Origin of the sequence: Pleomorphomonas sp. T1.2MG-36, from assembly GCF_950100655.1 — a bacterium.
Taxonomy (GTDB): domain Bacteria; phylum Pseudomonadota; class Alphaproteobacteria; order Rhizobiales; family Pleomorphomonadaceae; genus Pleomorphomonas.
In genome coordinates this window covers 640,789-666,302 of sequence record NZ_CATNLY010000001.1, presented here as the reverse complement: position 1 = coordinate 666,302, position 25,514 = coordinate 640,789, and the positions used below count along the sequence as shown (strand labels likewise).

21 protein-coding genes are annotated in these 25,514 nt (G+C 65.2%); 8 read left to right on the top strand and 13 right to left on the bottom strand.

The window, feature by feature from the left end; genetic code table 11:
* Positions 1-98 precede the first annotated feature (98 nt).
* From QQZ18_RS03165 to QQZ18_RS03150, 4 genes are all read left to right on the top strand, one after another.
* A complete protein-coding gene (locus tag QQZ18_RS03165; protein ID WP_284537826.1) occupies positions 99-1,832 on the top strand; it encodes a cation:proton antiporter domain-containing protein in 1,734 nt (577 codons plus the stop codon).
* Between the two features lie 197 nt (positions 1,833-2,029).
* Positions 2,030-3,385, top strand: a complete 1,356-nt coding sequence (locus tag QQZ18_RS03160) for a sodium-dependent transporter (RefSeq protein ID WP_284537824.1) — start codon at positions 2,030-2,032, stop codon at positions 3,383-3,385.
* A 178-nt stretch (positions 3,386-3,563) separates the two neighbouring features.
* Positions 3,564-3,839, top strand: a complete 276-nt coding sequence (locus QQZ18_RS03155) for a hypothetical protein (protein ID WP_284537822.1) — start codon at positions 3,564-3,566, stop codon at positions 3,837-3,839.
* 239 nt (positions 3,840-4,078) lie between these two features.
* Complete coding sequence (locus QQZ18_RS03150; RefSeq protein WP_284537820.1) at positions 4,079-5,062, top strand: lactate/malate family dehydrogenase; 984 nt, start codon at positions 4,079-4,081, stop codon at positions 5,060-5,062.
* 68 nt (positions 5,063-5,130) lie between these two features.
* Here QQZ18_RS03150 and QQZ18_RS03145 read toward each other — a convergent pair whose 3' ends face one another.
* On the bottom strand, positions 5,131-5,442 hold the full coding sequence (locus tag QQZ18_RS03145; RefSeq protein WP_284537818.1) for an MTH1187 family thiamine-binding protein: 312 nt from the start codon (positions 5,440-5,442) through the stop codon (positions 5,131-5,133).
* A 35-nt stretch (positions 5,443-5,477) separates the two neighbouring features.
* On the bottom strand, positions 5,478-6,377 hold the full coding sequence (locus tag QQZ18_RS03140) for an AraC family transcriptional regulator (protein WP_284538820.1): 900 nt from the start codon (positions 6,375-6,377) through the stop codon (positions 5,478-5,480).
* 98 nt (positions 6,378-6,475) lie between these two features.
* Between QQZ18_RS03140 and QQZ18_RS03135 the strand changes: the two genes are divergently transcribed.
* On the top strand, positions 6,476-7,219 hold the full coding sequence (locus tag QQZ18_RS03135) for an SDR family oxidoreductase (RefSeq protein WP_284537816.1): 744 nt from the start codon (positions 6,476-6,478) through the stop codon (positions 7,217-7,219).
* A 115-nt stretch (positions 7,220-7,334) separates the two neighbouring features.
* Here QQZ18_RS03135 and QQZ18_RS03130 read toward each other — a convergent pair whose 3' ends face one another.
* The 5 genes from QQZ18_RS03130 to QQZ18_RS03110 form a co-directional block, all read right to left on the bottom strand.
* Positions 7,335-9,473: a beta-galactosidase gene (locus QQZ18_RS03130; protein ID WP_284537815.1), complete on the bottom strand. Its 2,139-nt coding sequence runs from the start codon at positions 9,471-9,473 to the stop codon at positions 7,335-7,337.
* A gap of 389 nt (positions 9,474-9,862) precedes the next feature.
* Entirely contained in the window at positions 9,863-10,069 is a 207-nt protein-coding gene (locus tag QQZ18_RS03125) for a hypothetical protein (RefSeq protein ID WP_284537813.1), read from the bottom strand.
* Positions 10,070-10,146: 77 nt separating this feature from the next.
* Positions 10,147-10,755 carry a cysteine hydrolase family protein gene (locus QQZ18_RS03120; RefSeq protein WP_284537810.1) on the bottom strand — a complete coding sequence of 203 codons (609 nt, stop codon included), beginning with the start codon at positions 10,753-10,755 and terminating at the stop codon, positions 10,147-10,149.
* Positions 10,756-10,764: 9 nt separating this feature from the next.
* Positions 10,765-12,876, bottom strand: a complete 2,112-nt coding sequence (gene katE / locus QQZ18_RS03115) for a catalase (RefSeq protein ID WP_284537809.1) — start codon at positions 12,874-12,876, stop codon at positions 10,765-10,767.
* A gap of 313 nt (positions 12,877-13,189) precedes the next feature.
* A complete protein-coding gene (locus QQZ18_RS03110; RefSeq protein WP_284537806.1) occupies positions 13,190-15,523 on the bottom strand; it encodes a glucose/quinate/shikimate family membrane-bound PQQ-dependent dehydrogenase in 2,334 nt (777 codons plus the stop codon).
* A gap of 125 nt (positions 15,524-15,648) precedes the next feature.
* Here QQZ18_RS03110 and QQZ18_RS03105 point away from each other — a divergent pair, with 125 nt between their 5' ends.
* Both QQZ18_RS03105 and QQZ18_RS03100 read left to right on the top strand, forming a co-directional pair.
* A complete protein-coding gene (locus QQZ18_RS03105; RefSeq protein WP_284537805.1) occupies positions 15,649-15,807 on the top strand; it encodes a hypothetical protein in 159 nt (52 codons plus the stop codon).
* A gap of 194 nt (positions 15,808-16,001) precedes the next feature.
* A complete protein-coding gene (locus QQZ18_RS03100) occupies positions 16,002-16,127 on the top strand; it encodes a hypothetical protein (RefSeq protein WP_284537803.1) in 126 nt (41 codons plus the stop codon).
* 24 nt (positions 16,128-16,151) lie between these two features.
* On the opposite strand, the gene glgA is transcribed toward QQZ18_RS03100, so the two are convergent.
* Positions 16,152-17,717, bottom strand: coding sequence for a glycogen synthase GlgA (gene glgA, locus QQZ18_RS03095; protein ID WP_284537801.1), 1,566 nt, complete (start codon positions 17,715-17,717; stop codon positions 16,152-16,154).
* Positions 17,718-18,118: 401 nt separating this feature from the next.
* Here glgA and QQZ18_RS03090 point away from each other — a divergent pair, with 401 nt between their 5' ends.
* The gene (locus tag QQZ18_RS03090) at positions 18,119-18,898 is read left to right on the top strand and encodes an SDR family oxidoreductase (protein WP_284537799.1); all 780 of its coding nucleotides are present in this window, start codon (positions 18,119-18,121) and stop codon (positions 18,896-18,898) included.
* A gap of 24 nt (positions 18,899-18,922) precedes the next feature.
* Here QQZ18_RS03090 and QQZ18_RS03085 read toward each other — a convergent pair whose 3' ends face one another.
* The 5 genes from QQZ18_RS03085 to kdpB are packed head-to-tail and all read right to left on the bottom strand — an operon-like array spanning position 18,923 to position 25,502.
* Positions 18,923-19,375, bottom strand: coding sequence for a PTS sugar transporter subunit IIA (locus QQZ18_RS03085; protein ID WP_284537796.1), 453 nt, complete (start codon positions 19,373-19,375; stop codon positions 18,923-18,925).
* 55 nt (positions 19,376-19,430) lie between these two features.
* Complete coding sequence (locus QQZ18_RS03080; RefSeq protein ID WP_284537795.1) at positions 19,431-20,123, bottom strand: response regulator; 693 nt, start codon at positions 20,121-20,123, stop codon at positions 19,431-19,433.
* Positions 20,120-22,828, bottom strand: a complete 2,709-nt coding sequence (locus QQZ18_RS03075) for a sensor histidine kinase (RefSeq protein ID WP_284537792.1) — start codon at positions 22,826-22,828, stop codon at positions 20,120-20,122. Before QQZ18_RS03075 ends, QQZ18_RS03080 begins: the two co-directional genes overlap by 4 nt.
* Before the next feature lie 50 nt (positions 22,829-22,878).
* Positions 22,879-23,448, bottom strand: a complete 570-nt coding sequence (gene kdpC / locus QQZ18_RS03070; RefSeq protein WP_284537791.1) for a potassium-transporting ATPase subunit KdpC — start codon at positions 23,446-23,448, stop codon at positions 22,879-22,881.
* Positions 23,449-23,459: 11 nt separating this feature from the next.
* On the bottom strand, positions 23,460-25,502 hold the full coding sequence (kdpB, locus tag QQZ18_RS03065; protein ID WP_284537789.1) for a potassium-transporting ATPase subunit KdpB: 2,043 nt from the start codon (positions 25,500-25,502) through the stop codon (positions 23,460-23,462).
* Between the last annotated feature and the right edge of the window lie 12 nt (positions 25,503-25,514).

Genomic DNA, 25,514 nt, shown 5'->3' with positions numbered 1-25,514 from the left:
GGCTGATACGGACTGTCTATACGACAGGTCCGCGACTATCGCGTATGACATCAGCAACCGGCATCCCTGTAGGTTCGCCGTCGCAGGGGCTTTTGACGATGACCGACACCGCCCTCGATCTTCGGGAAATGGTCGTGTTTCTCGCGGCGACCGGTGTCGTGCTCCCCTTCATGCATCGTCTCCGGATCAGTCCGATCATCGGCTTTGTCGGCATCGGGCTGCTGCTTGGTCCCGGCGGTCTCGGGCGAGTTTCCGGCATCGTGCCCGGCATCGAATATCTGCTGATTACCGACAGGGCCGGGATCGCCGTCCTTTCGGAGCTCGGGCTGGTCTTCCTGTTGTTCATGATCGGCCTCGAGCTGTCGCTCGACCGTCTCTGGGCGATGCGCATACGCGTCTTCGGTCTGGGCGGTGCGCAAATGGTCGTCACCTCCGGCGTCATGGTCGGCCTGCTGGTGATGATCGGCCTGTCGCTTCCGGCGGCCCTGGTGGTCGGTTCGGCGCTGTCGATGTCGTCGACGGCCATCGTCATGCAGCTCCTGGCCGAACGCGGCGCCGTCGGCAGCCGTCTCGGCCGTTCGGCGCTGGCGATCCTGCTGTTCCAGGATATCGCGGTCATCCCCGTTCTCGTCATGGCCCAGGCTTTCGGCAGCGCGGGCGAGCAGTCCGTCGGTCTTGGTCTCGCGCTTGCCGCCATCAAGGCATCAGTCGCCGTCGCCGTGATCATGGTGCTGGGGCGCCTCTTGCTTCGCCGTCTGTTTCGACTGGTGATCGCAACCGGCATCCGGGAGCTGTTCCTCGCCCTGGTTCTCGTCACCGCGATCGGCACGGCGGTGCTTACCGAGACGATTGGCCTGTCGCTGGCTCTCGGCGCCTTTCTTGCTGGCCTGCTCGTTTCCGAAACCGAGTATCGCCATCAGATCGCCGTCGATCTCGAACCGGTGAAAGGCTTGCTCCTCGGCGTTTTCTTCGTGTCGGTCGGTCTCGGCATCGATCTCGATCGCGTGGTCGCAGCGCCGTTTCTCCATTTCGGAGCCTTGATCGGCTTCCTCGCGGTCAAAGTCGCCATGCTGCTGGTCGTTTGCCAGGCGATCGGGCTTCCGAAATCCGTGATGGCGGAACTGTCGCTGCTTCTTGCCGGCGGCAGCGAGTTCGTTTTCGTCGTGGTCGGTCTGGCCGCCGGCTTCGGCTTACTGACGAGCGAGGTCAGCAGCCTGATCGTGGTGGTCGTCGGTCTGTCCATGCTGTCGGCGCCGACGGCCGGTGTCATCACGCGGCGCCTTGTGCCGCACCTCCTGCGCAACGAGACGCCGGTTCCGGATCTGCCGCCGGAAGAGGAGGACGGTCATGTGGTGATCGCCGGCTACGGACGCGTCGGCCGCGCGGTGGGTGGCGTGCTGACCGAAGCCGGGATCCCCATTGCCGCCGTCGACTCGGATGCGCTTACCGTTGGCGCCTTGCGCAAGGGCGGCATTCCCATTCATTGGGGCAACGCCATCCACCGCCCCTTGCTGAAGCGGCTGGGAGCGGGAAGGGCGGCGGCCCTCGTCGTCACCATGAACGACACGGCCGCCGTGGCCGATGTCGTGCGCGTCGCACGGGCGGAGTGGCCGGAGTTACCCATCTTCGCCCGGGCCTACGACGCCGCCCATGCCAGGCTTCTGCTGGAATCGGGCGCGTCCAAGGTGGTGCTGCTGCCGCTCGAGGCAAGTCTGCAACTCTCCGAGGCCGTTCTGTCCGCCGTTGGCATCTCCGACGATGTGGCTCATGCCATCACGGGTGCCGAACGCGATCGTCAGCTATCGGCTCTGCTGCCGCCCGTGCCGTTGTGATGGCGGTACCGCCGTGGGTGCCAAGTCTCGGACACGCGCGGTTACCCGGCTGAACCGGTATCGCATACGCCCTTATGCCTAATCCGCCCCTTTTGCACAGAATGCGCCGAGGTGGTGAAGGCCCTTATCTTGCGCCTTCTTCAACGGTGGACGATAGCATTGCGCAACAAACACAATCGGGCAGGGGCCAAGCGAACATGTCTCAGGGTCGCGACGGGTTTACCACGACATTCGGCGCACTGATGGCCACCCTCGGGTCGGCCGTGGGGCTTGGCAACATCTGGAAATTTCCATCGTTGACTGGCACCAATGGCGGTGCCGGTTTTCTTTTGGTCTATCTCGCCGCGACCATTCTGGTCGGCCTGCCGGTGATGATCTCCGAGATCATGCTGGGTCGCAGCGCAAGGGCGGACGCGATCACCAGCTTCGAGAAGCTGGCGCCGAAAGGGCAGTGGTGGTGGAAGGTGATCGGCTGGATGGGCTTTGCCGCCGCGCTGCTGATCATGGCCTTCTATTCCGAGGTGGCCGGTTGGGTTTATGCCTACATCTTCAAGTCGCTGACCGGTGAAATCGCCACCACCGATCCGAAGGCGGCCGAGGTGGTGTTCGGCCAGATGGTGTCCAATCCGCTGTCCTCGCTCCTCTGGCAGTGGGTGGTGCTCGGCGTCACCGGCTTCATCATCGCCTTCGGTGTCTCGAAGGGTATCGAGGCCGTGACGCGTCGGCTGATGCCGCTGCTGTTCATCCTGCTTATCGTGCTCTGCGTGCGCAGCCTGACGCTCTCCGGGGCGGGGCAGGGGCTCGCCTTCCTGTTCGAGCCCGATTTTACCAAGATCACTCCGGCGGTCATGCTGACCGCGCTCGGACTCGCCTTCTTCAAGCTGTCCCTTGGCATGGGCACCATGCTGACCTACGGCAGCTACTTCCGCGAAAATCAGAACATCGCCGCCACGGCGACGCGCGTGATGTTCGCCGACCTTTCGGTGTCGCTGCTCGCCGGCATTGCCATCTTCCCGGCGGTGTTCGCGTTCGGCTTCGAACCGGCGGCCGGCCCGTCGCTTGTGTTCATGACCATCCCCGCCGTGTTCACGTCGATGCCGGGCGGCGTTGTGTTCATGACACTGTTCTTCGTCTTGACGGCCATCGCCAGCGTCGGCGCCATCCTGTCCCTGCTCGAGGTGGTGGTGGCCATTCTGTCGGAGCGCTTCGGCCTGCCGAGGAAAGTGGCGGCGATCAGCACCATTGCCATGATCGCCATGCTCGGCGTGCCGGCGGCCCTGTCGCAGAGCCTGACGGCCGACTTCAAGCTGTTCGGCCTCAATCCGTTCGATCTGTTCGACTTCCTGAGCTCGAACATCCTGCTGCCCCTGGGCGGCATCCTGATCTGCCTGTTCGTCGGCTGGGTCTATGGCCTCGCGGCTCCGGAGAAGCGGCTCGCCGAAGCCGGCACGCCGGTTCAGCGCGTTGCCATCCGGGGTGTGTTCTTCCTCGTTCGTTTCGTGGCGCCGGTCGCCATCGCCATCGTGCTGCTGAATGGCCTCGGGGTCATCTGAGGCCAACGGCAGCCGCTCGCGGTTCGTTAAGCATGTTGTGCTGATGCCGGTTTCTTCAGGTTGTGTCCTGGCCATCCTCGTCTAGTTTGGTTGCGTAACGAGTCGGGGGGTGACGATGAGGATAACGGGAAGGCTGGCCTCTGTGCTGGCGGTTGCGACGGTTTTGGGAGGCTGTTCCATGACGCTGCCGGTCACGGGACAGATGACGACTGGTGACGAGACTTTCGCGGGCAAGGCCACCGGATATCTTGACGGTGCCGGTACCCTGGAATTGACCAGCACGCGCGGAAAGCAGTGCAAGGGCACCTTCGTCTATGTGACGCATCGCAACGGAGCGGGCACCTTCACTTGCACGAATGGCCAAAGCGGCTCTTTTGATTTTGTCTCCACGGGAACCTATGGAACGGGAACCGGCCGGATCGGCAAGCAGGAGTTCACCTTCACGTTCGGCTAGCGACCTTTCCCTCTTCGGTATCCGACGCGTCTCATGAGAGAGATGACGGCGCTATTGTCGTAGGGCGTTTTCGGCCAGGGTACGCTTCGTCGTTTGCGATGAAGCGTACCGTTTGCCCATTGATTTGGCTTGTCGATCCGGTTTTCGGAGAGTAGGAGCGCACCCGTCACCGTTGAGGCGCCGACGGTCGGGGACGGGCGTCTTGGCCTGCGCAACCGTCACCTCCGGAAAGCAATACCATGCACACGAACAAGCTGGTCGTCATCGGCGTCGGCCACGTCGGCTCCTATGTTCTCGCCGATGCGATGAAGACGGGGTTGTTCGCCAGGATCGGTGTCATCGACATCCTGAAGAATGTCGCTTTCGGCGAGGCGCTGGACCAGTCGCAGGCGACCGCGCTGACCTACATGAACAACGTCGACGTCACCGACGGCGGCTACGAACAATGTGCCGATGCCGACGTGATCATCGTCGCGGCGGGAGGCAGCGTCGTGCCGGACCCCGCCAATCCCAAGGCCGAGCCGGATCGGGCCCAACTGACCAAGGCCAACCGCGGCGTCATCCGCGAAGTGATGGCCGGCATCGCCCGATATACCCGCGACGCCATCGTCATCCTGATCACCAATCCGCTGGATACGATGGTCTACATCGCCGAGAACGAGTTCGGCTATCCGCGCGGGCGGGTGTTCGGCACGGGCACCATGCTCGACTCGGCCCGGCTGCGCAAACTGATCGCCAACACCTACGGCATCGACCCGAAGTCGGTGACCGGATTCATGATGGGCGAGCATGGCCGGACGGCGTTTCCTGTTCTCAGCCACGTCAACGTCAGCGGCATCCCCTTCGATGAGTTGGGCCGGCATTTCGAGGCCAGGGAAGACATTCGCGATCCCGATGTCGTCAAGGCACGGATCGTCTCCGCCGCCTATGAAGTCCTGAACGGCAAGGGTTGGACCAACGCCGGCGTCGCCCAGGCGGCCATCACCATGGCCAAGGCGGTTCTGCTGGACGAGCGCAGCGTCTATCCCGCCTCCACGACGCTTCGGGGCCAGTATGGCTACGATGGCGACGTGGCGCTGAGCATGCCGTGCCTGATCGGCCGCGAGGGCATCGTGAGACAGTTGCCGATCGAGCTGAACGACTGGGAAAAGAAGAAGTTGGTTGAATCGGCCGACTATATCCAGGCGACGATGAGGGACGCCGAGACCGGCCCGACACGCTGAGCGTTGCCCGGCGGCGCCTCGAAACGCCCCATCTCCGATGACCTCGGCGATGGGGCCGCGCGGGCGCTTCAGCCGGTGCTGAGCTTGCGCCCCAATCGATCTTCGACCGATGCGACCTTGCTGGCAAGGCGACTCGCCTCTCCCTCGCGATAGTCGACCTTCAGCGCCACCTCGACGCGCGGACAGTCGGCCCGCATGGCCTCGAAGCACTGGGTCACCACGGCCATCACCTCGTTCCACTCGCCCTCGAGGATGGTCCCCATGGGCGTGAGTTGGTAGGCGACGCCGCTCCTGTCGATGATGTCGAGCGACCGGGCAACATAGGGGCTGAGGCTTTCGCCCTTGCCGACGGGGTACATCGCAAATTCCAAGAGGACCATCTCGATTCCTTTCGCGGTCGGTCGCTGGCTCGATCTCATGCCGCCTGGTGCATGAAGCGGCGGGGCGGTTGTCCGACATGCCGGCTGAAAGCCGTGCTGAACGTGCTGGCCGACCCATAGCCGATCCGTCTTGCCACCTCGTCAAGCGCCATGCCACCGCCGCGCAGCAGGGTCTTGGCGAGAGCCATGCGCCAGGACAACAGGTATTCCATCGGGCGAACCCCGACCAGACGGACGAAGCGGTCGAAAAAGGCAGAGCGCGACATGCCGGCCTCGCGCGCCAGTTCCGGCACCGTCCAGGGGCGCTCGACGTCGCCATGCATCTGGCGGAGCGCGATGGCGATGCGGGGATCGGCCAGCCCGCGCAGCAGGCCTGGCCCCGCATCCTGCGGCGGCGCGGCGCGAAGCGCCTCGACCAGCAGGATTTCCACCAGACGCGCGAGAATGAGGTCGCGGCCGATATCGTCGCGCGCCGCTTCCTCGCCGACGAGGTTGACCAGTTGCGCCAGTCGCGGGACGCCACGAATGTGGATCATGCGCGGCAGCAGCGAGACGAGCAGGGCGGCGTCGGGCGAGGCAAACGTGAAATAGCCGCCGAACTGCCGCACGTCCGGCGGCCCTTCGGCGCGACCATGCCGGACTTCTCCTTCAGGCGGCGGACCGCTCTTCGGATCCATGCGCACGACGGGCGCCGGCTCCAATCCCGACATGGTGAAGGCCGGCGTGGCCGGCAGGAGGACGAAGTCCCCTTCCTCCAAAATGACCGGTGCTTCGCCGTCGACGGCGAGGCGACATCGGCCTTCCGTCACCGCGCAGAAGCCGGGTTGACCGAACTCGGCGTAGCGCACTGCCCATCGGCCGGCTCCGCTGATCCCCTTGGAGTAGATGGCCTTCGGGTTGAGGAGCCGGATTACGTCGGAGAGCGGGTCGGTCAGTTTGGACTCCTGCCAATGAAATCTGGACTTCCAGTCGGCGATAATCCTGATGATGCCCGTTACAACGGTCCTGTCAACGGCAAACACAGGAGACCGACATGAAGACCGCGCTCATCACCGGATGTTCGTCCGGCTATGGACTGGAGATCGCCCGTCACTTCCATGCCCAAGGCTGGACCGTCATCGCCACCATGCGCAAGCCACGCGAAGATGTGCTTCCGAGGTCGGATCGCCTTCGCGTCCTTCCGCTCGACGTCACCGCACCCGCCAGCATCGCCGATGCCGTGGAGGCCGCGGGGCCGATCGATGTCCTGGTGAACAATGCGGGTATCGGCGTGGTCGGCGCCTTCGAGGCAACCCCAATGGCGCATGTGCGCAAGGTGTTCGAGACCAACACGTTCGGGGTGATGGCGATGACGCAGGCAGTCATCCCGCAGATGCGCGAGCGTCGATCCGGCGTGATCGTCAACGTGACCTCCAGCGTGACGCTGGCGCCGATGCCGCTCGCCGCGGCCTATACCGCCAGCAAGCAGGCCATAGAAGGCTTCACCGGTTCGCTGGCCCATGAACTCGCGGAGTTCGGCGTGCGAACGAAGCTGGTGGAGCCCGGTTACGCCCCAACCACGCGCTTTGCCGCAAATACCGACATTCCCGTCATGGATCTCATTCCTGAGACCTATGCGGACTATGCAGGCCCCATCTTCGCCGCCTTCGCCAATCCGCCGATGACGACCAAGGAAAGCGACGTCGCCGAGGCGGTGTGGATGGCCGCAAATGACACCACGGCCCGGCTGCGCTACCCGGCAGGAGCGGACGCCGTCGCACTCGCGTCGAACGCCTGACTGGGGCGGCCATCCCTGCCGGATCGACGAGTGTCTGCCACGAAGCGCGAATTTCATGGCAAAGCGAAGGGTGTTTCGCCTCCCGACGGTCCGGGAGGCGAGGCGTTCGCAGGGCTCAGTCCAGCTTGATGACGGCGCAGCCGTAGGGCCCCAGTGCAAGCGGGCCTTTGACCGGCCGGCCCGTCAGAAGATCGGTGCCGGAGGCAACGCCGGGAACGGTTGCCGGTTCGGCATCCGTGTTGAGGACGAAGAGAAGCTGGCGATCCTCCGCTTCGCGCATCGTCACCTCGACCTTTGACGGCAGGTCGGAAATGAGCGGGGCGACGTTGGCAGCCGGAAACAGTTGGTCGGCGAGGCCTTCGACCAAAGCGTCGGTCAGGTAGGTGCCGACGTAGATCGCTCGTCCGGCACCGACCTTGCGACTGGTGACGGCTGCGCGGCCTGCAGCGAAGCGGTTGCTCCAACGGCCGATGGCCTCGACGTCGCCATCGATCTCAAGCAGTTCGTAGAGGTGGGCGGCTTCGTACTCGCGATTGCCGAGGGTGAAGGTGTAGCGGCGTTCGGTCGATCCGGCCGGAAGCGTCTTCGCCGGCTTGTACGATCCTCCTTCGCCCCCCTGAAGCAAGAACAATCCGTCGGCACCCGGCTCGGCAACGCGCCCGAACTCCTCGACGCGAACGCCGCACAGTCCGGCAAGTTCCGGCCCTGGGGCCATGGTGCGGATGACGTGGTTGTTGGTGTCCCGCGTTCCGGTCATGGCGCCGACGACCAGCGTGCCTCCGTTCCTGACGAAGGCCTCCACCGGCTCGTGCCACTCCGGCTTCCACATCACCCAGTGGGGGATGTAGAGCAGCTTGAGGCGCGAGAGATCGTCCTCGGGATGGATGAAGCCACAGGCGATGCCGTTGTCGTAGCAGTAGCGATGCAGCCGCGTCGCATCTTCGAACGGGCTCGGCAGGCCGATCGGGTAGGTCTTGTGGGCTTCCTGGTTGTCGAAGTCGGCGCCGGCGATGCCGACGTCCATGCGCACCGACGTGCCGAGAAGATCCTGCTTGATCCGGGCGATATCCGAGGCAAAGCGGCGTGCCTCCTCATAGCGGCGGCGGGGCACGTCGTCGTGGTCAAGGATGCCCATCCAGTAGATCTCGGCACCGAAATGCGCCGGGCGCCAGCGGAAGAACATCAGGCCGTCGGCGCCGCGCGCCACCGAACTCATCGCCATGCGACGCATCTCACCCGGCTCGGGCGTCATGGTCGAGAAGGTTGGCTGACTGCCGAAGCCCGAAGCCTGCTCGGGGACGATGAAGTTGCCGGTGAAGCCGCGGCAGACATCGAGGTGCAAGGCCTGGGTTGCCGCGTGACCACCTGTCCTCTGCATCTCGTCGTAGAGCATCGGGTAGATGTCGAAGCCGAGAAAGTCGAGATCCTCACCGAACTGTCCGCGGAAGTCGATGTCGACCAGACGGCCGAGGTTGTGGAAGACGAACCAGTTGCCGTTGGTGGCACGCAGGATCTCGACCTGATCGTGCTGGAAGTCCGCCGTGGCTGTCGCCAGGAAGCGGTGGAAGTCCTGAACGTGGCCGGGCGAGGGATGGCCGGGAGCCCCGGAAAGCGGCAGCACCACCTGGTCGAAGCTGTCGTAGGCCAGTGCCCAGAAAACGCCGCCCCAGGCGTGATTGAGGTCGGCGATGGTCTTGTAGCGTCCGCGCAGATAGCGGCGGAACTCGCGGGCGGTCGCTTCCGAATAGGAGGTCGAGACCGTGGTGTTGAGCTCGTTGTCGGTCTGCCAGCCGATCACGTGCGGATTGTCGCGATAGTGCTCGGCCAAAGCCCGGGTGATGCGCCGGCTGTGCAGCCGGTAGACCGGGCTGGCGGTGTCGGCGTGCTGGCGTGAGCCATGGCTGGCGGTGCGGCCGTGCTCGTCGACGCGCAGCACTTCCGGGTAGGTGGCCGTCAACCAGCGTGGCGGCGTCGCCGTCGGCGTGCAAAATATGGTGCCGACGCCATGCTGCCCCAGGATGGCGATCGCCCGGTCGAACAGCGAGAAGTCGAAAACGCCTTCGCGCGGTTCGAGGATATGCCAGGCGAACTCGCCCATGCGGACCGCGTTGAAGCCGGCGGCCGCCATACGCTTGGCGTCGCGCTGCCAGTAGCTTTCGTCGACATGCTCGGGGTAGTGCGGGGCACCAACAAGGAAATCGTCGAGGGCGAGCGGGCGCCAAACCGACAGCGGCGCCGGAGATGCGAGTTTCATGGGCTGAAGTCCTTGTCAGATCTTGGTGACGGGCTTGGTTGGGACGGCGTCTTCCCGTTGAAATCGAAGAGGTATACGGTTGTATATCGCCGATCTGGACGGTGAACACGCCGGTAAGCGCTATCCGATCCGAAGGTCGAAAGGGTGCCGGCGCCAGGAATGCCAATGCGGAGCTTCTCGGGCCGGATCCCGACCGTCACGCTTGAGCCGACGTGCGGCGTCCTGTCAATCTGGTCAATCCGTTCGATAAGGCAGTTTCGAGCGGTCGCCAAGCGGCTGAGCCGGACGGACAAAGAAAACCCCGCGTGTCCGGTGGTCCGGAACGACGCGGGGGAGAGTTGGCCGAGGCAGGCGCCCTAAGGCGGGGATCGAGGAGCCTCGGCGGGGCGTCAGGCCTGATAGCCGATCAGGGCGGCCATTTCGGTGATACGGGGATCGCAGCGGTCGCCGCCGAGGCGTCCTTCAGGGTCGGCGCGGTCCTCGTTGCGGCTCACGAAATCCTGGGCAGTGAAGCGAAGGATGTCCGGCGGAGCGTCGCCACTTTCGATGAGATAGTCGCGATACTCGTCTTCAAGCTCCTGCAGACGGGTGGTCATGGCTTCTCTCCATGGTGGTGAGCGATTTCAATCGAGCAACCCGCGAGAGGGCTTCGCGGTTCCATGGGATCTTGACGTCATCGCCAGCTCTCCAGCACTTCGTCGACGGTGGTGACTTCGAGCTGTTCGGTGAAGCGGGTGAGGTAGAGCTCCATCAGGGCGTCGTGCGTCTCGTCGATGAAGCTGCACAGAGCGTCGCCGACCAGCACCACCCGATAACCGCGGTCGATGCCGCCAAGCGCCGAGGCGAGAACGCAGACGTCGGTCTCGCCGCCGGTGATCACCAGCGTATCGATATCGGAACCGGACAGAAGCGCATCGAGCCCTCCTTCGGTCCAGGGCGAATAGACGTGCTTGTCCAGTATCCTGGCCGGCGGAGCGAACCGCTCCAGGGCCGGAACCAGTCGCACGGCGTCGGCCTCCAGATTTTCGAGCGTTATATCGGCCCAGCGCTGGTAGTAGCGCCTCCAGGTGCCGCGTCCTTCCCCTGGCCTTGCCGCCGGAATGAAGCGGGTGAACAGCGTGCGTTCGGCGTGCCGGTCGCACAACCGCTCGATCGCCGGCGTCACCCGCTCCATCCACGGCATCGCCCAGGGATAGCCGGGTCCGAAGATGCGCTGCATGTCGACGCAGACGTGCAGCGCACCTGCTCCCAACGGACCATGGATCAGACCCTGTCCGGCCATTTGCAGGTCCTAGAGCTTCACGGCCGCTTCGCGAGCCCACAATCGGAGCTTGCGACAGCTCGCAAGGAAGGTGGACACCGACGCAGCGCCCTCAAGCGGGATAAGCCCTTCATCGGCATCCGGCGCAACGCCGGCTTTCTCGAACAGGGGAGCGGCTTCGGCGGTGAAGGCGATGAACTTGCAGTGGGCGAACGCGTCGGCCACGAAGTCGCGGGCGGTCGATTCCTTGGCCAACATCTGGGCACCTTCGGCCGAGAGGACGAGCGCGACGGCGTCGAACAGCACCGACGGTCCGCCGTCGATCATGTACTGCGCCGGCAGGTGGCTGCCGTCAGCTGTCACGACGCCGCCGACCTTGGGCGCGATCAGCTCGACCATCGCCCCTTCCTTTTCGATGGCGCTCTGCAACGCCTTGAGAAGCTTGCCGTCGCAGCCGTTGGAGACCAGCACGCCAACCTTGCGGCCGACAAAGCTGTCGGGACCGTTCTCGATGATGCTGAGGGCGGGGGAGGCCGGCAGATCGTCGCGTGGCGGCACGGCTGCGTCGGCCGGCTTCGGCAGCTTTTCGATGCCGAGCTTGTCGGCCACGGTGGCGCCGAGTGCCTCGTCGATGTTGAGCAGGTGCGCGACCATGCGCTCGCGAATGACCGGGTTCTCGCATCGGCTGAGCTCGAAGGTGAGCGCCATGGCGATGTGCTTCTGTTCGACCGTCGTCTGGCTGTTGAAGAACTGCCGCGCCTGACTGTAGTGGTCGGCAAAGCTCTCCGGCCGCAACCTTGCCTTTGTTCCGTCGATCGGCTCGCGGAAGGACCGCGTGCCGCGCGCGGGATCTTCGCGCGGTCCTTCGCCCCACGAGTTCGGCTGGTAGTTGGCGCGCCCCACCGGATTGCGCATCGCCATATGTCCGTCCTGCTGGAAGTGGGCGAACGGGCACTTGGGCGCGTTGATGGGAAGGTGGGTGAAGTTGGGACTACCGAGGCGCTTCAGCTGCGTATCGAGATAGGAGAAGTTCCGGCCCTGCAGCAGCGGATCGTTGGAGAAGTCGATGCCGGGCGGTACGTTCTGCGTCATGAACGCCACCTGCTCGGTCTCGAAGAAGAAGTTGTCCGGCATCCGGTCGAGCACAAGGCGGCCGACCGGCCGCGGCGGCAGGATTTCCTCCGGGATGAGCTTGGTGGGATCGAGCACGTCGAAGTCGAACTTGTCGGCGAACTCCTGGTCGAACAGCTGAACGCACAGCTCCCACTCCGGGAAGTTGCCCGCCTGTATGGCGTTCCAGAGATCGCGGCGGTGAAAGTCGGGGTCGGCGCCGTTGATCTTCACCGCCTCGTTCCACATCACCGACTGCAAGCCGAGCTTGGGCTTCCAGATGAACTTGACGAAGGTGGACTCGTCGCGGGCGTCGAGGAAGCGGAAGGTGTGGACGCCGAAGCCTTCCATGAAGCGGAAGGAGCGAGGAATGGCCCGGTCGGACATGATCCACATGATCATGTGCATCGACTCCGGCGTCAGCGAAATGAAGTCCCAGAAGTTGTCATGCGCCGATTGCGCCTGGGGGAAGGCCCGGTCGGGCTCCGGTTTCACCGAGTGGATGACGTCGGGGAACTTGATGGCGTCCTGGATGAAGAACACGGGGATGTTGTTGCCGACGAGGTCCCAGTTGCCCTCCTTGGTGTAGAGCTTGACGGCAAAGCCGCGCACGTCGCGCGCGAGATCGAACGATCCCTTGGAGCCGGCAACGGTCGAGAAACGGACGAATGCCGGCGTCTTCTCGCCGGCCCGCTGGAAGATGTCGGCGCGAGTGAACTCGGCCAGCGACTCGTAGGTTTCGAAATAGCCGTGCGCGCCGTAACCGCGCGCATGGACGACGCGCTCGGGAATGCGCTCGTGGTCGAAATGAAAGATTTTCTCGCGGAAATGGAAGTCTTCGATGAGGGATGGACCGCGTGCGCCCACCTTCAGGGTGTTCTGGTCGTCCGCCACCGGCGCGCCCTGGGCGGTCGTCAAGGTGGGGGCATCGCCGGACTGCGTCTGATGCAGCTCGCCGCCGTTGCCCCGCAACAGCGTCTGGTCGTGGATCGTTGCTGCCGGGGCTGTGCGGTCTTGCGTTTGCTTGGCCATGCTTGTGGCTCCTTCGGATCTGTAGAGGATTGCGACTTGCTTCAAAGCTCGGGTTTCATGACCACCTTGACGCAGCCGTCCTGCTTGTCGTGGTCGTCTTCGATGCTCGGGTCGGCGAGGCGCTTACAGCGGATGTTGCCCTTGCCATGCCAGGCTCAGCGCCTTCATGCCTTGCTCCTGAGAGTGTCGCGATGGGGCGAAGGAACCTCGGATACCGCCCTTTGTTCCCGTGGGACGGGTTTGCCCGGCGGAAGATCGCATTGGCCGCGCTGGTGGAGCGCGAAGCGGGGAGTTGGCTCCGCGCCGCTCCATGTCACGGCAGGGCATAGGCGATCACGTAATCGCCGGCCTTGGTCCCGATCGATCCATGCCCGCCGGCGACGATCAACACCATCTGGCGGCCGTCAGCGAGGGCGTAGGTCATCGGCGTCGCCTGTCCGCCGGCCGGCAGGCGAGCCTTCCAAAGCTCTCTGCCGGTCGTGAGGTCGTAGGCCCTCAAATAGTTGTCGACCGCCGCGGCCAGGAAGGCGACGCCACCCTTGGTGACGATCGGGCCGCCGATGCCGGGCACGCCCAGCTTGATCGGCAGGGGCAGGGCGGTCATGTCGTAGACCGTGCCGTTGCGGTGCCTGTAGGCGATCTTTCCGGTGTTGAGGTCGGCGCCGGCCACATAGCCCCACGGCGGAGCCTGGCAGGGAATGCCGAGCGGCCCCAGGAAGGGTCCCATCACCACGCCGTAAGGCGCGCCATCGTTTCGGTTGAGGCCCTGTTCGCTGCCTTTCTCGTTCTCGCCCGGGGGCGGAATGTCCGCTCTCGGTACGAGGCGCGAGGTGAAGGCGAGATAGGTGGGCATGCCGAACATCACCTGTCGCTCGGGATCGACGGCGACGCTGCCCCAGTTGAAGACGCCGAAGTTGCCGGGGTAGACCAGCGTTCCGTTCAACGACGGTGGGGTGTATCGCCCCTCGTAGTTGAGCTGGTGGAAGCGGACGCGACAGGCCAGCTGGTCGAACATGGTCACGCCCCACATGTCCTTCTCCTGAAGCGGAGGAGGCTCGAAGGACAGCGCCGAGATCGGCTGGGTCGGCGCCGTGAAGTCCTCGGCAATCGCGCCGCCGGGAGCCGGTACCTCGGTGACCGGCAGGATCGGCTCGCCGGTGCGGCGGTCGAGCACGTAGACGTCGCCCTGCTTGGTGGGGCCGACGAGCGCGGGAACGGTGGTCCCGTCGGGTCTGGTCAGATCGAGGAGAACCGGCTGCGCCGGCACGTCCATGTCCCAGAGGTCGTGGTGGACGGTCTGGCGTACCCAGCGATCGCGTCCGGTCTCCACATCCAGGGCGACGATCGACGAGGAGTATTTCTCGACGTTGTCGCTGCGGCCCATGCCGAGCTGGTCGGGCACCTGGTTGCCGAGAGGCACGTAGACGAGCCCGAGCGCCTCGTCGACGCTGAATACGGACCAACTGTTCGGCGAGTTGGTCGTGTAAGTCTGCCCAGGAGGTAGCGGCGTGGTGTCGGCGGGGTTGCCGGAATCCCAGTTCCAGATCAGGGTGCCGGTATCGACGTCGAAGGCGCGGATGACGCCCGACTGTTCCTCCGTCGAATAGTTGTCGTTGACGGCGCCGCCGATGATGATTTTTCGCCCGGCGATGACCGGTGGCGAGGTGGAATAGTAATAGCCCTCCGGGGTGTGCTGCATGCCGGTTTCAAGGTGCAACGCGCCCTGGTCGGCAAAGCTGGTGCAAACGCTGCCCGTGCGGGCGTCCAGTGCGATCAGGCGCGCGTCGGAGGTCGGAAGATAGACGCGCTCGGCGCAGGCCGCACCGGTCGTCGCGGCGGCGTCGCGATAGTAGGAAACGCCTCGGCAGGTCTGGTGCTGACGGTTGGGATTGAGCCCGGCCTGCGGATCGTACTTCCACTTTTCCTTGCCGGTCGCCGCGTCGAGCGCGATCGCCCAGTTGTGCGGCGTGCAGAGATAGAGGGTGTCGCCGACCTTGAGGGGCGTCACCTGATAGGTCGTCTCGCCCACGTCCTCCGGCCGTTTCACGTCGCCGGTCTGATAACGCCAGGCTTCCTTGAGGTCGCCGACGTTGTCCACCTTGATCTGCGCGAGCGGCGAATAGCGCTGCCCGAGTGGTGTCCGGCCATATTGCCACCAATCGCCGTCGGGTACGCCGCGCTGATCGGCGGCCGACTGGTTCTGCTTCTCCGGCAACCGGCCGTCGAGATCATGGGGATCGACGAACATCGACCAGCCGGCAACGCCGGCCGACAGGATGCACGCCACCGCCAGAGCCAACGCGGGCGGTCTGCGAAAGGTGGGAGATATCGGGGCTCGATTGAGCCGCGACCGCACGAACGGCAACAGCAGCCAGAGGCCGATGAGCACCGGAAGGCCACCGCGCGGACCGAGTTGCCACCAGTCGAAGCCAACTTCCCAGAGAGCCCAGACCAACGTGCCGAACAGAACGGCGGCATAGACGGTGAGGGCATGGGCGCTGCGTCGATAGAGAAGCAGGGCGGTGATCAGCATGCCGCCGCCGGCGAGAAAGTAGTAGGCGCTTCCGCCGAGGACGACGAGATAGATGCCGCCGCCCAGGAGAAGCAGACCGAACAGGCCCACCAGAAGAACGCTTAAAATGACCATCGCGCGCCGTCCCTGTTGAATCGTCAACTACTGAAGCGCTCAGACGGAGATTGGTTCCCCAAAACGCCACTTTCAGCCGACGACGGGGAACTAGTTGGCTGGTGCCGGGTTGGGCGAGAGAACCAATGCAGCATAAGGATCCGAAGATGCGCGCCAATCCGCTGATGCTCGTCCTGGGGCTGCTGCTTCTCGTCATCGTGGTCTTCGCGGCGATCCGCCTTGGTGGAAATCTCGGTCGCGGCGAGGATCAGAAGGAGTTTCCGCCGCACGCGGTCCAGCAGTAGGTGCCGCCCCGATATCCAGGGAGAGCCAACCTCTTGGAGCCTTGTTCGATGGCGTGGGGTGGCCTCGGACATGCGCCCCAAAGCGGTGGGTGAACAGGCGCTCGCGCTTCGGGCCGCTTTCGGCGAACAACGGGTCGGGCGGATCCTCGGCAAGGGAGGGAGCGCGCCTGATACTCGAAAATCCGGATCCCCCGTTGCGCGCGCCGGTGCTCATTCCCTTCATCCAGACCTATATTGCCCATGCCGGCAGGCTGTTCCGCGACAAGGCACGTCCTGGAGACGGCTACAATGATGAATTGGCGGCAGGACCGATGATCTGAGTTGTTTCGAGTTGAAGCGCGCCGTCACTTATGGTCCAGCGTTGGCGCGCCATGATCGCGAACGAGACGTCGGTAGAGACAGGCGTAGCGCTCGGCGCTGCGCGCCCAACCGAAGCTGGTCCTCATGGCTTGCGTCTGCAGTCGGGACCAGGTGTCGGAACTGTCGTAGGCGGTCAGCGCGCGGTCGATGGCCTGGTAGAGGTCCTCGACCGAGCCGGGGTGGAACTGGAAACCCGTCGCCGCACCGGCCGCCGTTGCCGCTTCGTTGGCGTCGATCACCGTTTCCGCCAGCCCCCCTGTGCGCGCGACGACCGGAATGGCGCCATACCTCAAGGCATAGAGCTGCGTCAGTCCGCAGGGTTCGAAGCGGGATGGCTGGACGACGATGTCGCTTCCGGCATGAAGCAGGTGGGCCGATTCCTCGCTGAAACCGACGTGCACGACCACGCGACCGGAGTGCTTCCGCGCCTGTTCGGCAAGCCCGCAGACGATGTCGGGATCGCCCTCGCCGATGACGATGAGACGTGCACCCCGGTCGACGATGCCCTGCACCACGGGTGCCAGAAGATCGATTCCCTTCTGCCAGGTCAGCCGGCTGATGACGCTGAGGATCGCGCCGTCCCCCGGTATCAGGCCAAAGGTCTGTTCGACTGCCTCGCGGTTGGCGCGGCGGCGCTCGATGGAATGAAGATCGTAGTTCTCGCTAATGTACGGGTCGGTGAGCGGGTTCCAGACGTCTTCGTCGATCCCGTTGACGATGCCGGAGAGCACCGACCGCCGGCTTTGCAACACGCCGGACATCCCCATTCCCTGCTCTTCGGTCAGGATTTCGCGGGCGTAGGTCGGCGACACGGTGGTCACCGCGTCACTGAGCCGGATGCCGGCCTTCAGGAAGCTGATGTCGCCATAATACTCGAGCCCGTCGACATGGAAGAAATGGTCGGGCAGGCCGAGCGACGGGAACACGCTTGCCGGGAACTGGCCCTGGAAGGCCAGATTGTGAATGGTGACGACCCTGGGAACGTCAACGCCCGCCGCCCGCATGTAGGCGGCCGTGAGCCCGGCCTGCCAATCGTGAAGATGAACGAGGTCGGGGCGCCAGTCGTCCACGCCTTCCGCGGCAATTCTCGCCCCGACGGCCGACAAGAGCGCGAAGCGGCGCCAGTTGTCGGGATAGTTCCGGCCCTGATCGTCGAGATAGGGGCCTCCGCGGCGGTCGAACAGCGCGGGGCAGTCGACCAGCAGCAGCTCCAGCTCGTGGCAGTGGCTGGCCCACAGGGTGACCTCCTCGCCGAGCACCGACATGTGCCCCACGACCTCGCGGTCGTCGCAGTTGGCGAGCGCCATCGGGTAGGCCGGAATGAGGGTCCTGGTGGCAATGCCTTGTGACAGCAATGCCTTCGGCAGCGAACCGATGACGTCGGCGAGACCGCCCGTCTTGACGACCGGAAAGGCTTCCGAGGCCACGGCCAGGACGGCAAGCGGCTCGTAGCGCCTGATCAGATGGGCCTCCGGAAGTTCGTCAGGGATTGTCCTGTCCGACACCTGTTCACCGTTGTCGGCGGGGGCGATTGCGAACTTTCGGGTCACTTGCGTCACCTCTTGTGCCGGATGGCGGCCGGACGCCTCAGATGTCTTTGGAACCAAACCGTCATGCATTAGTTCCCCCCGAAACGGGAGAAAGCGGCCACAAGGGAACAATCGTCTGACGCAACGGTTCGATCGGTCGAACGCACGCACGCTCAGGCTGGCGAGTCGAAACATGCCGGGAAATCAGAACAAGCCGGACAGATCTTGGGGACTCGGAAAACGGCAACGGCCGGGCGCGATACAACCAAAAGGAAATCGGGCCGGCCACCATCATAGCGCATTGAGTCCTCTACTGGAAGACGGCAACCACCGTGGCGAAGGCCTTGTCGGAACGACCGGGACGGTGGGTGCCTGCAACCTAGAGGTACGAGTGGATCACAAGGTCGGTTCAGGAGAATGACATGTCGAACAAGAAAGTTGCTCTGATTACGGGTGCGGGATCGGGCATCGGACGGGCGTCCGCCATCGAACTGGCCCGGAACGGATTTGCCGTCGGCCTGCTGGGGCGTACGCCATCGGAGCTGGAGGAGGTGGCGGAGCTACTTCGCAGGTCCGGCGCCGAGGTGGAACGGCTGGATGCCGACATCTCCATCGAGGACCAGATGAGCGCGGCGGTCTCCCGTCTCGTCGAGCGCTTCGGTCGCCTGGATGCCGTCGTCGCCAACGCCAGCATCAATGGGACCTGGGCACCGATCGAGGATATCAAAGCTGACGAGTGGGACCAGACGATCGCCGTCAACCTGCGCGGCACCTACCTGACCTTGCGCTTCGCCGTGCCTCATCTCAAGAATGGCGGTGGCGGCTCCATCGTCGTCGTCTCTTCCATCAACGGCACGCGCACGTTCACCTCTCCCGGTGCGACCGCCTACGCGGCCACCAAGGCCGCCCAGTTGGCCATGGTGCAGCAACTGGCCCTGGAACTCGGGCGTCACCGCATCCGCGTCAATGCCGTCTGCCCCGGTGCGATCGAAACCAATATCGACGACAGCACGACGAAGCGCGCCGAGGAGGAAACGGCCATCCCCGTGGTGTGGCCGGAAGGGCAGGTTCCGCTTACCGGCGGCAGGCCGGGGCGGGCGGAAGACGTCGCGCATCTCATCACCTTCCTGGTGAGTGACGCGTCCTCGCACATCACCGGCACGCCGGTCTGGATCGATGGCGGGCAGGGGCTGTTGCGCTGACGCGAGCCGGGTGCGCGTCACCCGTCAGGCGCCCGTGCCCGAGAGAAGCCCATGAAGGGAGGCTGGAGATCGGGCCAGCCTTACGGCGTCCAGCCAGGTGGCCGATCGGGCATTTCTCGCGATGCAGGCGAGCAGACCGAGATGCGACGCCCCCCTATGCGCGGGGGACAGCGTCAGGAAGACGATGTCGACCGGCGCCTCGTCGATCGCCTCGAAGTCGATGGGCTGTCTCAGGCGGACCAGCAACGTGAAAGGGGCGCTGAGTTCGGGCACATTGGCATGGGGAATGGCGATGCCGTTGCCTATGCCCGTGGAGCCCAGGCGCTCGCGGCCGGTCAACAGGTCCAGAATGACGGTCTCGTCGATGCCGGTTCGTCCGGCCGCGAGGTGCGCCAGGTCACGCAGGAGTTCCGCCTTGGAGGCGGCCCGATGGTCGACGAGCACATCCTGGGGGTCGATCATATCGGCGAGTTCCATGGTCTTCTCACATTAAGCGTCAAGGGGCGGCGCAAGCGCGGATGGTTTGGCAATCTCAGTCGGCGGCGCGGAGGCGGTATCCGACCCCGGTCTCGGTGAGGATGTACTGGGGTTGATCGGGGCTCAGCTCGATCTTCTGGCGAAGCTGGCGCACGTAGACGCGGAGGTATTGAACGTCCGCAGATCCGCCCCAGACCTGCCGAAGAATATGCTGGTGGGTCAGCACCTTGCCGGCATGCTGCACCATCAGGCGGAGGATGTCGTACTCCTTGGGCGAAAGGGCCACGTCCCGCCCTCCCATCTTGACGATGCGCTTGACGAGATCGACGGACAGGTCGCCGGCCTGAAAGATCGGCCGCTCGCCCTGCTGTTGCAGTCGATGGCGCAAGGCGACGCGGATACGCGCCGCCAGTTCGGCAACCCCGAAGGGCTTGGTGACGTAATCGTCGGCGCCCGCTTCGAGTGCCTGGACGATGCCTGTTTCGTCGGTCCGGCTCGACAGGATGATGACGGGGAGTTCCAGGCCGGATGCCCGCCAGCCGGTGAGAAGGTCGTGCCCCTGCACATCGGGCAGGCCAAGGTCGAGAATGATGACGTCCGGCTTCTCCTCGGCAAGGCTCGCCACGGCGGCGGCGGCATCGGCGGCCTCGCGAACGACATAACCCTCCGTGGTCAGCCCGACGCGCAGAAGACGACGGATGGGGGCCTCGTCATCCACGACCAGTATCTTGATCGCCGGCGCTGTCATGATGGCTCTTTCACGGGTTCGGTTTGCGGGGGAATGGGAAGGCGGATGGTGAAGATCGCCCCTGAGCGGTCGGCGCGATTCGTTGCCGAGATGGTTCCGCCCATCGCCTCGACGAAGCCGCGGCAGATGGCAAGGCCGAGGCCGGTGCCGGCCGGGACGTGGTCTGTCTTGCGCACGCGGTAGAAGCTGTCGAAGATGCGTTCGAGATCCTCCGGTGGAATGCCGGGGCCTTCATCGACGAGGCGCAGCATGACGTGGTTGCCGTCCTGCCATCCCTGGATGGCGATGGTGGTGGCCGGCGGCGCGTATTTGGCGGCATTGTCGAGCAAGTTGAAGACGACCTGCTCGAACAGCACGGCGTCGATCTTGAGCATCGGCAGGTCGGGCGGCAGCGCGACTTCGACCGTGTGGCGAGCAAGGAGCCGACCGGCCCGGCGCAGTGCGCTGCCGACGATGTCGCCCGGGAAATGCAGCGAGGCGTTCGGCTGCATGGCGCCGGATTCCAGCCGCGTCATGTCGAGCAGGTTGCCGATGAAGCGGTGCAGGCGTTCCGATTCCTCGATGATGGTCGAAACGAGCTCGGCCCGGTCGGCGTCGGGCAGCGAAGCATCGTAATCCTTGAGGGTGCCGGCGGCCCCGAGAATGCCGGCCAGGGGCGTCTTGAGGTCGTGAGAGATCGACGACAGCAGCGCCGTCCGCAGCCGGTCGGCCTCTGCGGCCAGTCGGGCGCGCTCGACGTCGGCGACGAGCTGAATGCGCTCGATGGCGACGGCGGCCTGATCGGCGAGCGCGTCGAACAGCCGCTGTTCCTCGGGCGTCAGCAATGGGCCGGGCTTGTCGTTGTCGAGGCCAATGACGCCGATCGGCGTCCGGCCCGTTCGCAGCGGCATGTAGAGCCGCTTGGCGCCGGGCAGCGTGTAGGCGCCGCGTCCGGCCGGCTGCTCGTGTTCCCAGGCCCAGCGGGCGGCGGCGATGTCGGCATCGACCAGCGTGTCATCAGGCGGATAGCCGACCTTGACCGCGAGCGTATCGCCATCGGGCATCAGCACGACCACGCGCAGCCGCAACATGGCGGCGATCTGGTAGGCGGTGGCCCAGAGCACGTCGTCCAGCGTGCCGGTGCCGGCCAGTTTGCGCGAGAACTGATAGAGGTTCTCGGTCATCCGCGCCCGCTGTCGGGCTGCTGCGGCCTGCCGGTGCAGTCGCGCGGCGAGGTTGCTGGCCGTCACGGCTACGATGAGGAAGATCACCAGCGCGACCACGCTTTCCGGGTCGCTGATGGTCAGGGTATGGCGGGGCTCGAGGAAGAAGAAGTTGAAGGCGAGAGCGCTGGCAAAACAGGCATAGAGAGCCGGCCACAGGCCCGATGTGATGGCCGAGGCCAGCACCGCCATGAGGAAGACGAGGCCGAGATTGCGGACATCGAGGAAGCTGTTGAGGGCGCCGCTGACGGCAAGCGCACCGGCGACGTAGAGGGTCGAGACGAGATAAGGCTTGATCCGGACGGTTTGGGCGGGCGGCGCGGTGCGGATGCCCTTCGCTTGTCCGGCTGTACGATCGGCGCCTGAAATGACGTGGATGCTGATGTCGCCGGCGCGGCGGATCAGGTCGTGCGAAACCGACCCCTCGAACAGCTCCCGCCACCGTTCCTTGTTCGGCGTGCCGACGACGACATGGGTGAAGTTGTTGGCCTTGGCGTGGCGGATGATGTCACGGGCGATGTCCTGACCGGGAATGGTCACCGCTTCGCCGCCGAGCTGTTCGGCGAGGCGCAGGTGATCGGCCAGTCTCCCCTTGTCGGCTTCCGCCAGCACCACCGAACGGGCGGTTTCCACGTGGATGGCCGCCCACGGCGCCCTGAGGCGATCGGCCTGCCGGCGCGCGTAACGCACCAGAGCGGCGGAGCGGGGTTGCTCGTCGACGCAAACCAGAACCCTGTCGCCGGCCTCCCACGGTCCGGCGATGGCATGGGCCTGCATATGGCTGACGAGCTGATCGTCGACGCGCTGGGCCGTGCGCCTCAACGCCAGCTCGCGCAGGGCGGTGAGATTGCCGGGCGAGAAATAGTTGGCCGTGGCGCGGGCGGCGGTCTTCGGCAGGTAGACCTTGCCCTCGTGGAGCCGCTTGATGAGATCGTCCGGCGTCAGGTCGATGATCTCGATGTCGTCGGCCCGATCGATGATCGAATCCGGGACGGTCTCGCGCACGCGAATGCGGGTGATGCGGGCGACGACGTCGTTGAGGCTTTCGACATGCTGGATGTTGAGGGTGGTGTAGACGTCGATGCCACGGTCGAGCAGTTCCTCGACGTCGAGGTAACGCTTCGGATGCCGGCTGCCCTCGACGTTGCTGTGGGCGAGTTCGTCGACCAGCACGAGCTGGGGGCGGCGAGCGATGATGGCGTCGAGATCCATCTCGTCGAGCTCTCGGCCCCGGTAGCCGAGCCTGAGGCGGGGGACGATCTCGAAGCCGTCGAGCAACGCTTCGGTCTCCGGCCGTCCATGGGTTTCGACGATGCCGAGGACCACGTCGGCTCCGTCGGCCCGGCGGGCCCGTCCGGCCAATAGCATCTCGTAGGTCTTGCCGACTCCTGGCGCGGCGCCAAGGAAGATCTTGAGGCGGCCACGGGCCTCCCGCTCGGCGCTTTCGAGAAGCGCGTCGGGCGAGGGCCTGTCGTCGGCGTTCCTGGCATACTGAAGCGACATGTCGTCCTCGTAGGGGGTCGGAGCCGCCGGGCGGCTCCGACAGGATTCGATCACTTCTTCGACAGGCCGTCGAGAGCGAGGTTGAGTTTCAACACGTTGACGGTGGGTTCGCCCATGAAACCCAGTTCCCGCCCGCCGATCCCGGCATCGACAAGCCGCTTGAGTGCGGCCGGGTCGAGACCGCGTGCCTTGGCGACGCGCGGTATCTGGAAATAGGCCGCTTCGGGCGAGATCTGCGGGTCGAGGCCGCTGCCGGATGTGGTGACGAGATCGATCGGCACCGGCACGCCGGGATTCTCGCTTTTCAGCTTCTCTGCGTCGGCGCGGATGCGATCGATCAGCTTCGGATTGGCCGGGCCGAGGTTGGAGCCGCTCGAACTCGACGCGTCATATCCGCTGCCGGCGGCGGAGGGACGGCCGTGGAAATAGGCTTCGCCCGAGAAGGTCTGCCCGATCAGTTCCGAGCCGATGACGACGCCGGTCCGCTCGATCAGGCTGCCGGCGGCCTGATGGGGGAACACGGCGCCGGCAATGCCGGTCATGGCCAGCGGATAGGCGAGCCCGGTCAGAGCCGCCATGGCGAGGAGGGTGACGGCCGCGGGCCTCAGATGGTTCAGCATGGATGTATCCTTCAAACGAGGCCGAGAGCGGTGACGGCGAGATCGATAGCCTTGATGCCGACGAAGGGCACGATGATGCCGCCGAGGCCGTAGATCAGGAGGTTGCGGGTGAGCAGAGCGCCGGCGCCGACCGGCCGGTAGCGAACGCCTTTCAGCGCCAGCGGGATCAAGGCCACGATGATCAGGGCGTTGAAGATGATCGCCGACAGGATGGCGCTTTGCGGCGTGGCGAGGCCCATGATGTTGAGCGCGCCGAGCTGCGGGTAGAAGGCCAGGAACATCGCCGGGATGATGGCGAAGTACTTGGCGACGTCGTTGGCGATCGAGAAGGTGGTGAGTGCGCCGCGCGTCATCAGCAGCTGCTTGCCGATCTCGACGATCTCGATCAGCTTCGTCGGGTCGCTGTCGAGGTCCACCATGTTGCCGGCCTCGCGGGCGGCGACGGTGCCGGTGTTCATGGCGACGCCGACATCCGACTGGGCCAGCGCTGGCGCGTCGTTGGTGCCGTCGCCGCACATGGCCACCAGCTTGCCCTTGGCCTGCTCGGCACGGATGAGGTTCAGCTTGTCCTCCGGCGTCGCCTGGGCGAGGAAGTCGTCGACGCCGGCTTCGGCGGCGATGGCGGCGGCGGTCATCGGGTTGTCGCCTGTGATCATCACCGTGCGGATGCCCATGCGGCGCAGTTCGGCGAAGCGCTCGCGAATGCCGCCCTTGACGACGTCCTTGAGCTCGACGACGCCGAGAAGGCGGCCGTTCCTCATCACCGCCAACGGCGTGCCGCCGGTCCTGGCGATACCGTCGGCGAGCGACCGCACCTCGCGCAACGTCACTGGCGCCGCCGGATCGGCCTGGGCAAGGATGGCGTCCACGGCGCCCTTGCGGATGCTGAGGCCGTCGTGGTCGACGCCGCTCATCCGGGTCTGGGCGGTGAATGGCACGAAAGTGGCGTGCAGGCTCTTCATCTCCCGTCCCCTGAGGCCGTACGTCTCCTTGGCGAGCACGACGATCGACCGGCCCTCGGGCGTTTCGTCGGCCAGGGATGCGAGCTGCGCCGCGTCGGCCAGCTCCTGTGCGGTGACGCCTTCCACCGGATGGAAGGCCGTGGCCTGACGATTGCCGAGCGTGATGGTGCCGGTCTTGTCGAGCAGCAGGGTATCGACGTCGCCGGCCGCCTCGACCGCGCGGCCGGACATGGCCAGCACGTTGAAGCGGACGAGGCGGTCCATGCCGGCGATACCGATAGCCGAGAGCAGCGCGCCGATGGTCGTGGGAATCAGCGTGACGAACAGGGCGACCAGCACGACGACCGGGATGGAGCCGCCGGCATAGGTGGCAAAACTCGGGATCGTCACCGTGGCCAGAACGAAGATCAGCGTCATGCCGGCCAGGAGGATGTTGAGCGCGATTTCGTTGGGCGTCTTCTGGCGCTCGGCGCCTTCCACCAGTCCGATCATGCGGTCGATGAAGGTGGAGCCGGCCGCGGCCGTGATGCGCACGCGGATCCAGTCGGACAGCACTTCGGTGCCGCCGGTCACCGCCGAGCGGTCGCCGCCCGACTCCCGGATCACCGGGGCCGACTCGCCGGTGATCGCCGCCTCGTTGACCGAGGCAACGCCCTCGATCACCTCGCCGTCGGAAGGAATGATGTCGCCCGCCTCGACCAGCACGACGTCGCCGACCTTGAGGCTGTGGCCGGGAACCGTCCGATAGGCATTGTCGGCGCCGGTCAGCAGCTTAGCCTGGGTTTCGGTTCGAGTGCGGCGAAGGGCGTCGGCCTGCGCCTTGCCGCGCCCCTCCGCCACCGCTTCGGCGAAGTTGGCGAACAGCAGCGTGAACCACAGCCAGATCACGATCTGGAAGGAAAAGCCGAGTTCGCCACTGCCGGTGATGGCGTCCTTGACGAGAAGCACGGTGGTGAGCGCCGAAACGGTGGCGACGACGAACATCACCGGGTTGCGGATCAGGCTGCGCGGGTCGAGCTTGCGAAAGGCGCCGCCGATGGCCGGAAGCAGGATGCGAGTGTCGAGAAGGCTCGCGGATTTGGTCTTGCTCATGAATAACTCCTG

What these genes read in the sequence shown, in the direction of transcription:
- QQZ18_RS03110 (WP_284537806.1), bottom strand. Translation starts at nt 15,523, where the DNA reads ATGGTCATTTTAAGCGTTCTTCTGGTGGGCCTGTTCGGTCTGCTTCTC.
- QQZ18_RS03105 (WP_284537805.1), top strand. Translation starts at nt 15,649, where the DNA reads ATGCAGCATAAGGATCCGAAGATGCGCGCCAATCCGCTGATGCTCGTC.
- katE (WP_284537809.1), bottom strand. Translation starts at nt 12,876, where the DNA reads ATGGCCAAGCAAACGCAAGACCGCACAGCCCCGGCAGCAACGATCCAC.
- QQZ18_RS03125 (WP_284537813.1), bottom strand. Translation starts at nt 10,069, where the DNA reads ATGACCACCCGTCTGCAGGAGCTTGAAGACGAGTATCGCGACTATCTC.
- QQZ18_RS03085 (WP_284537796.1), bottom strand. Translation starts at nt 19,375, where the DNA reads ATGGAACTCGCCGATATGATCGACCCCCAGGATGTGCTCGTCGACCAT.
- QQZ18_RS03145 (WP_284537818.1), bottom strand. Translation starts at nt 5,442, where the DNA reads ATGGTCCTCTTGGAATTTGCGATGTACCCCGTCGGCAAGGGCGAAAGC.
- QQZ18_RS03120 (WP_284537810.1), bottom strand. Translation starts at nt 10,755, where the DNA reads ATGGCCGGACAGGGTCTGATCCATGGTCCGTTGGGAGCAGGTGCGCTG.
- QQZ18_RS03160 (WP_284537824.1), top strand. Translation starts at nt 2,030, where the DNA reads ATGTCTCAGGGTCGCGACGGGTTTACCACGACATTCGGCGCACTGATG.
- kdpC (WP_284537791.1), bottom strand. Translation starts at nt 23,448, where the DNA reads ATGCTGAACCATCTGAGGCCCGCGGCCGTCACCCTCCTCGCCATGGCG.
- QQZ18_RS03150 (WP_284537820.1), top strand. Translation starts at nt 4,079, where the DNA reads ATGCACACGAACAAGCTGGTCGTCATCGGCGTCGGCCACGTCGGCTCC.
- QQZ18_RS03130 (WP_284537815.1), bottom strand. Translation starts at nt 9,473, where the DNA reads ATGAAACTCGCATCTCCGGCGCCGCTGTCGGTTTGGCGCCCGCTCGCC.
- QQZ18_RS03080 (WP_284537795.1), bottom strand. Translation starts at nt 20,123, where the DNA reads ATGACAGCGCCGGCGATCAAGATACTGGTCGTGGATGACGAGGCCCCC.
- QQZ18_RS03165 (WP_284537826.1), top strand. Translation starts at nt 99, where the DNA reads ATGACCGACACCGCCCTCGATCTTCGGGAAATGGTCGTGTTTCTCGCG.
- QQZ18_RS03135 (WP_284537816.1), top strand. Translation starts at nt 6,476, where the DNA reads ATGAAGACCGCGCTCATCACCGGATGTTCGTCCGGCTATGGACTGGAG.
- kdpB (WP_284537789.1), bottom strand. Translation starts at nt 25,502, where the DNA reads ATGAGCAAGACCAAATCCGCGAGCCTTCTCGACACTCGCATCCTGCTT.
- QQZ18_RS03090 (WP_284537799.1), top strand. Translation starts at nt 18,119, where the DNA reads ATGTCGAACAAGAAAGTTGCTCTGATTACGGGTGCGGGATCGGGCATC.
- QQZ18_RS03075 (WP_284537792.1), bottom strand. Translation starts at nt 22,828, where the DNA reads ATGTCGCTTCAGTATGCCAGGAACGCCGACGACAGGCCCTCGCCCGAC.
- QQZ18_RS03155 (WP_284537822.1), top strand. Translation starts at nt 3,564, where the DNA reads ATGACGCTGCCGGTCACGGGACAGATGACGACTGGTGACGAGACTTTC.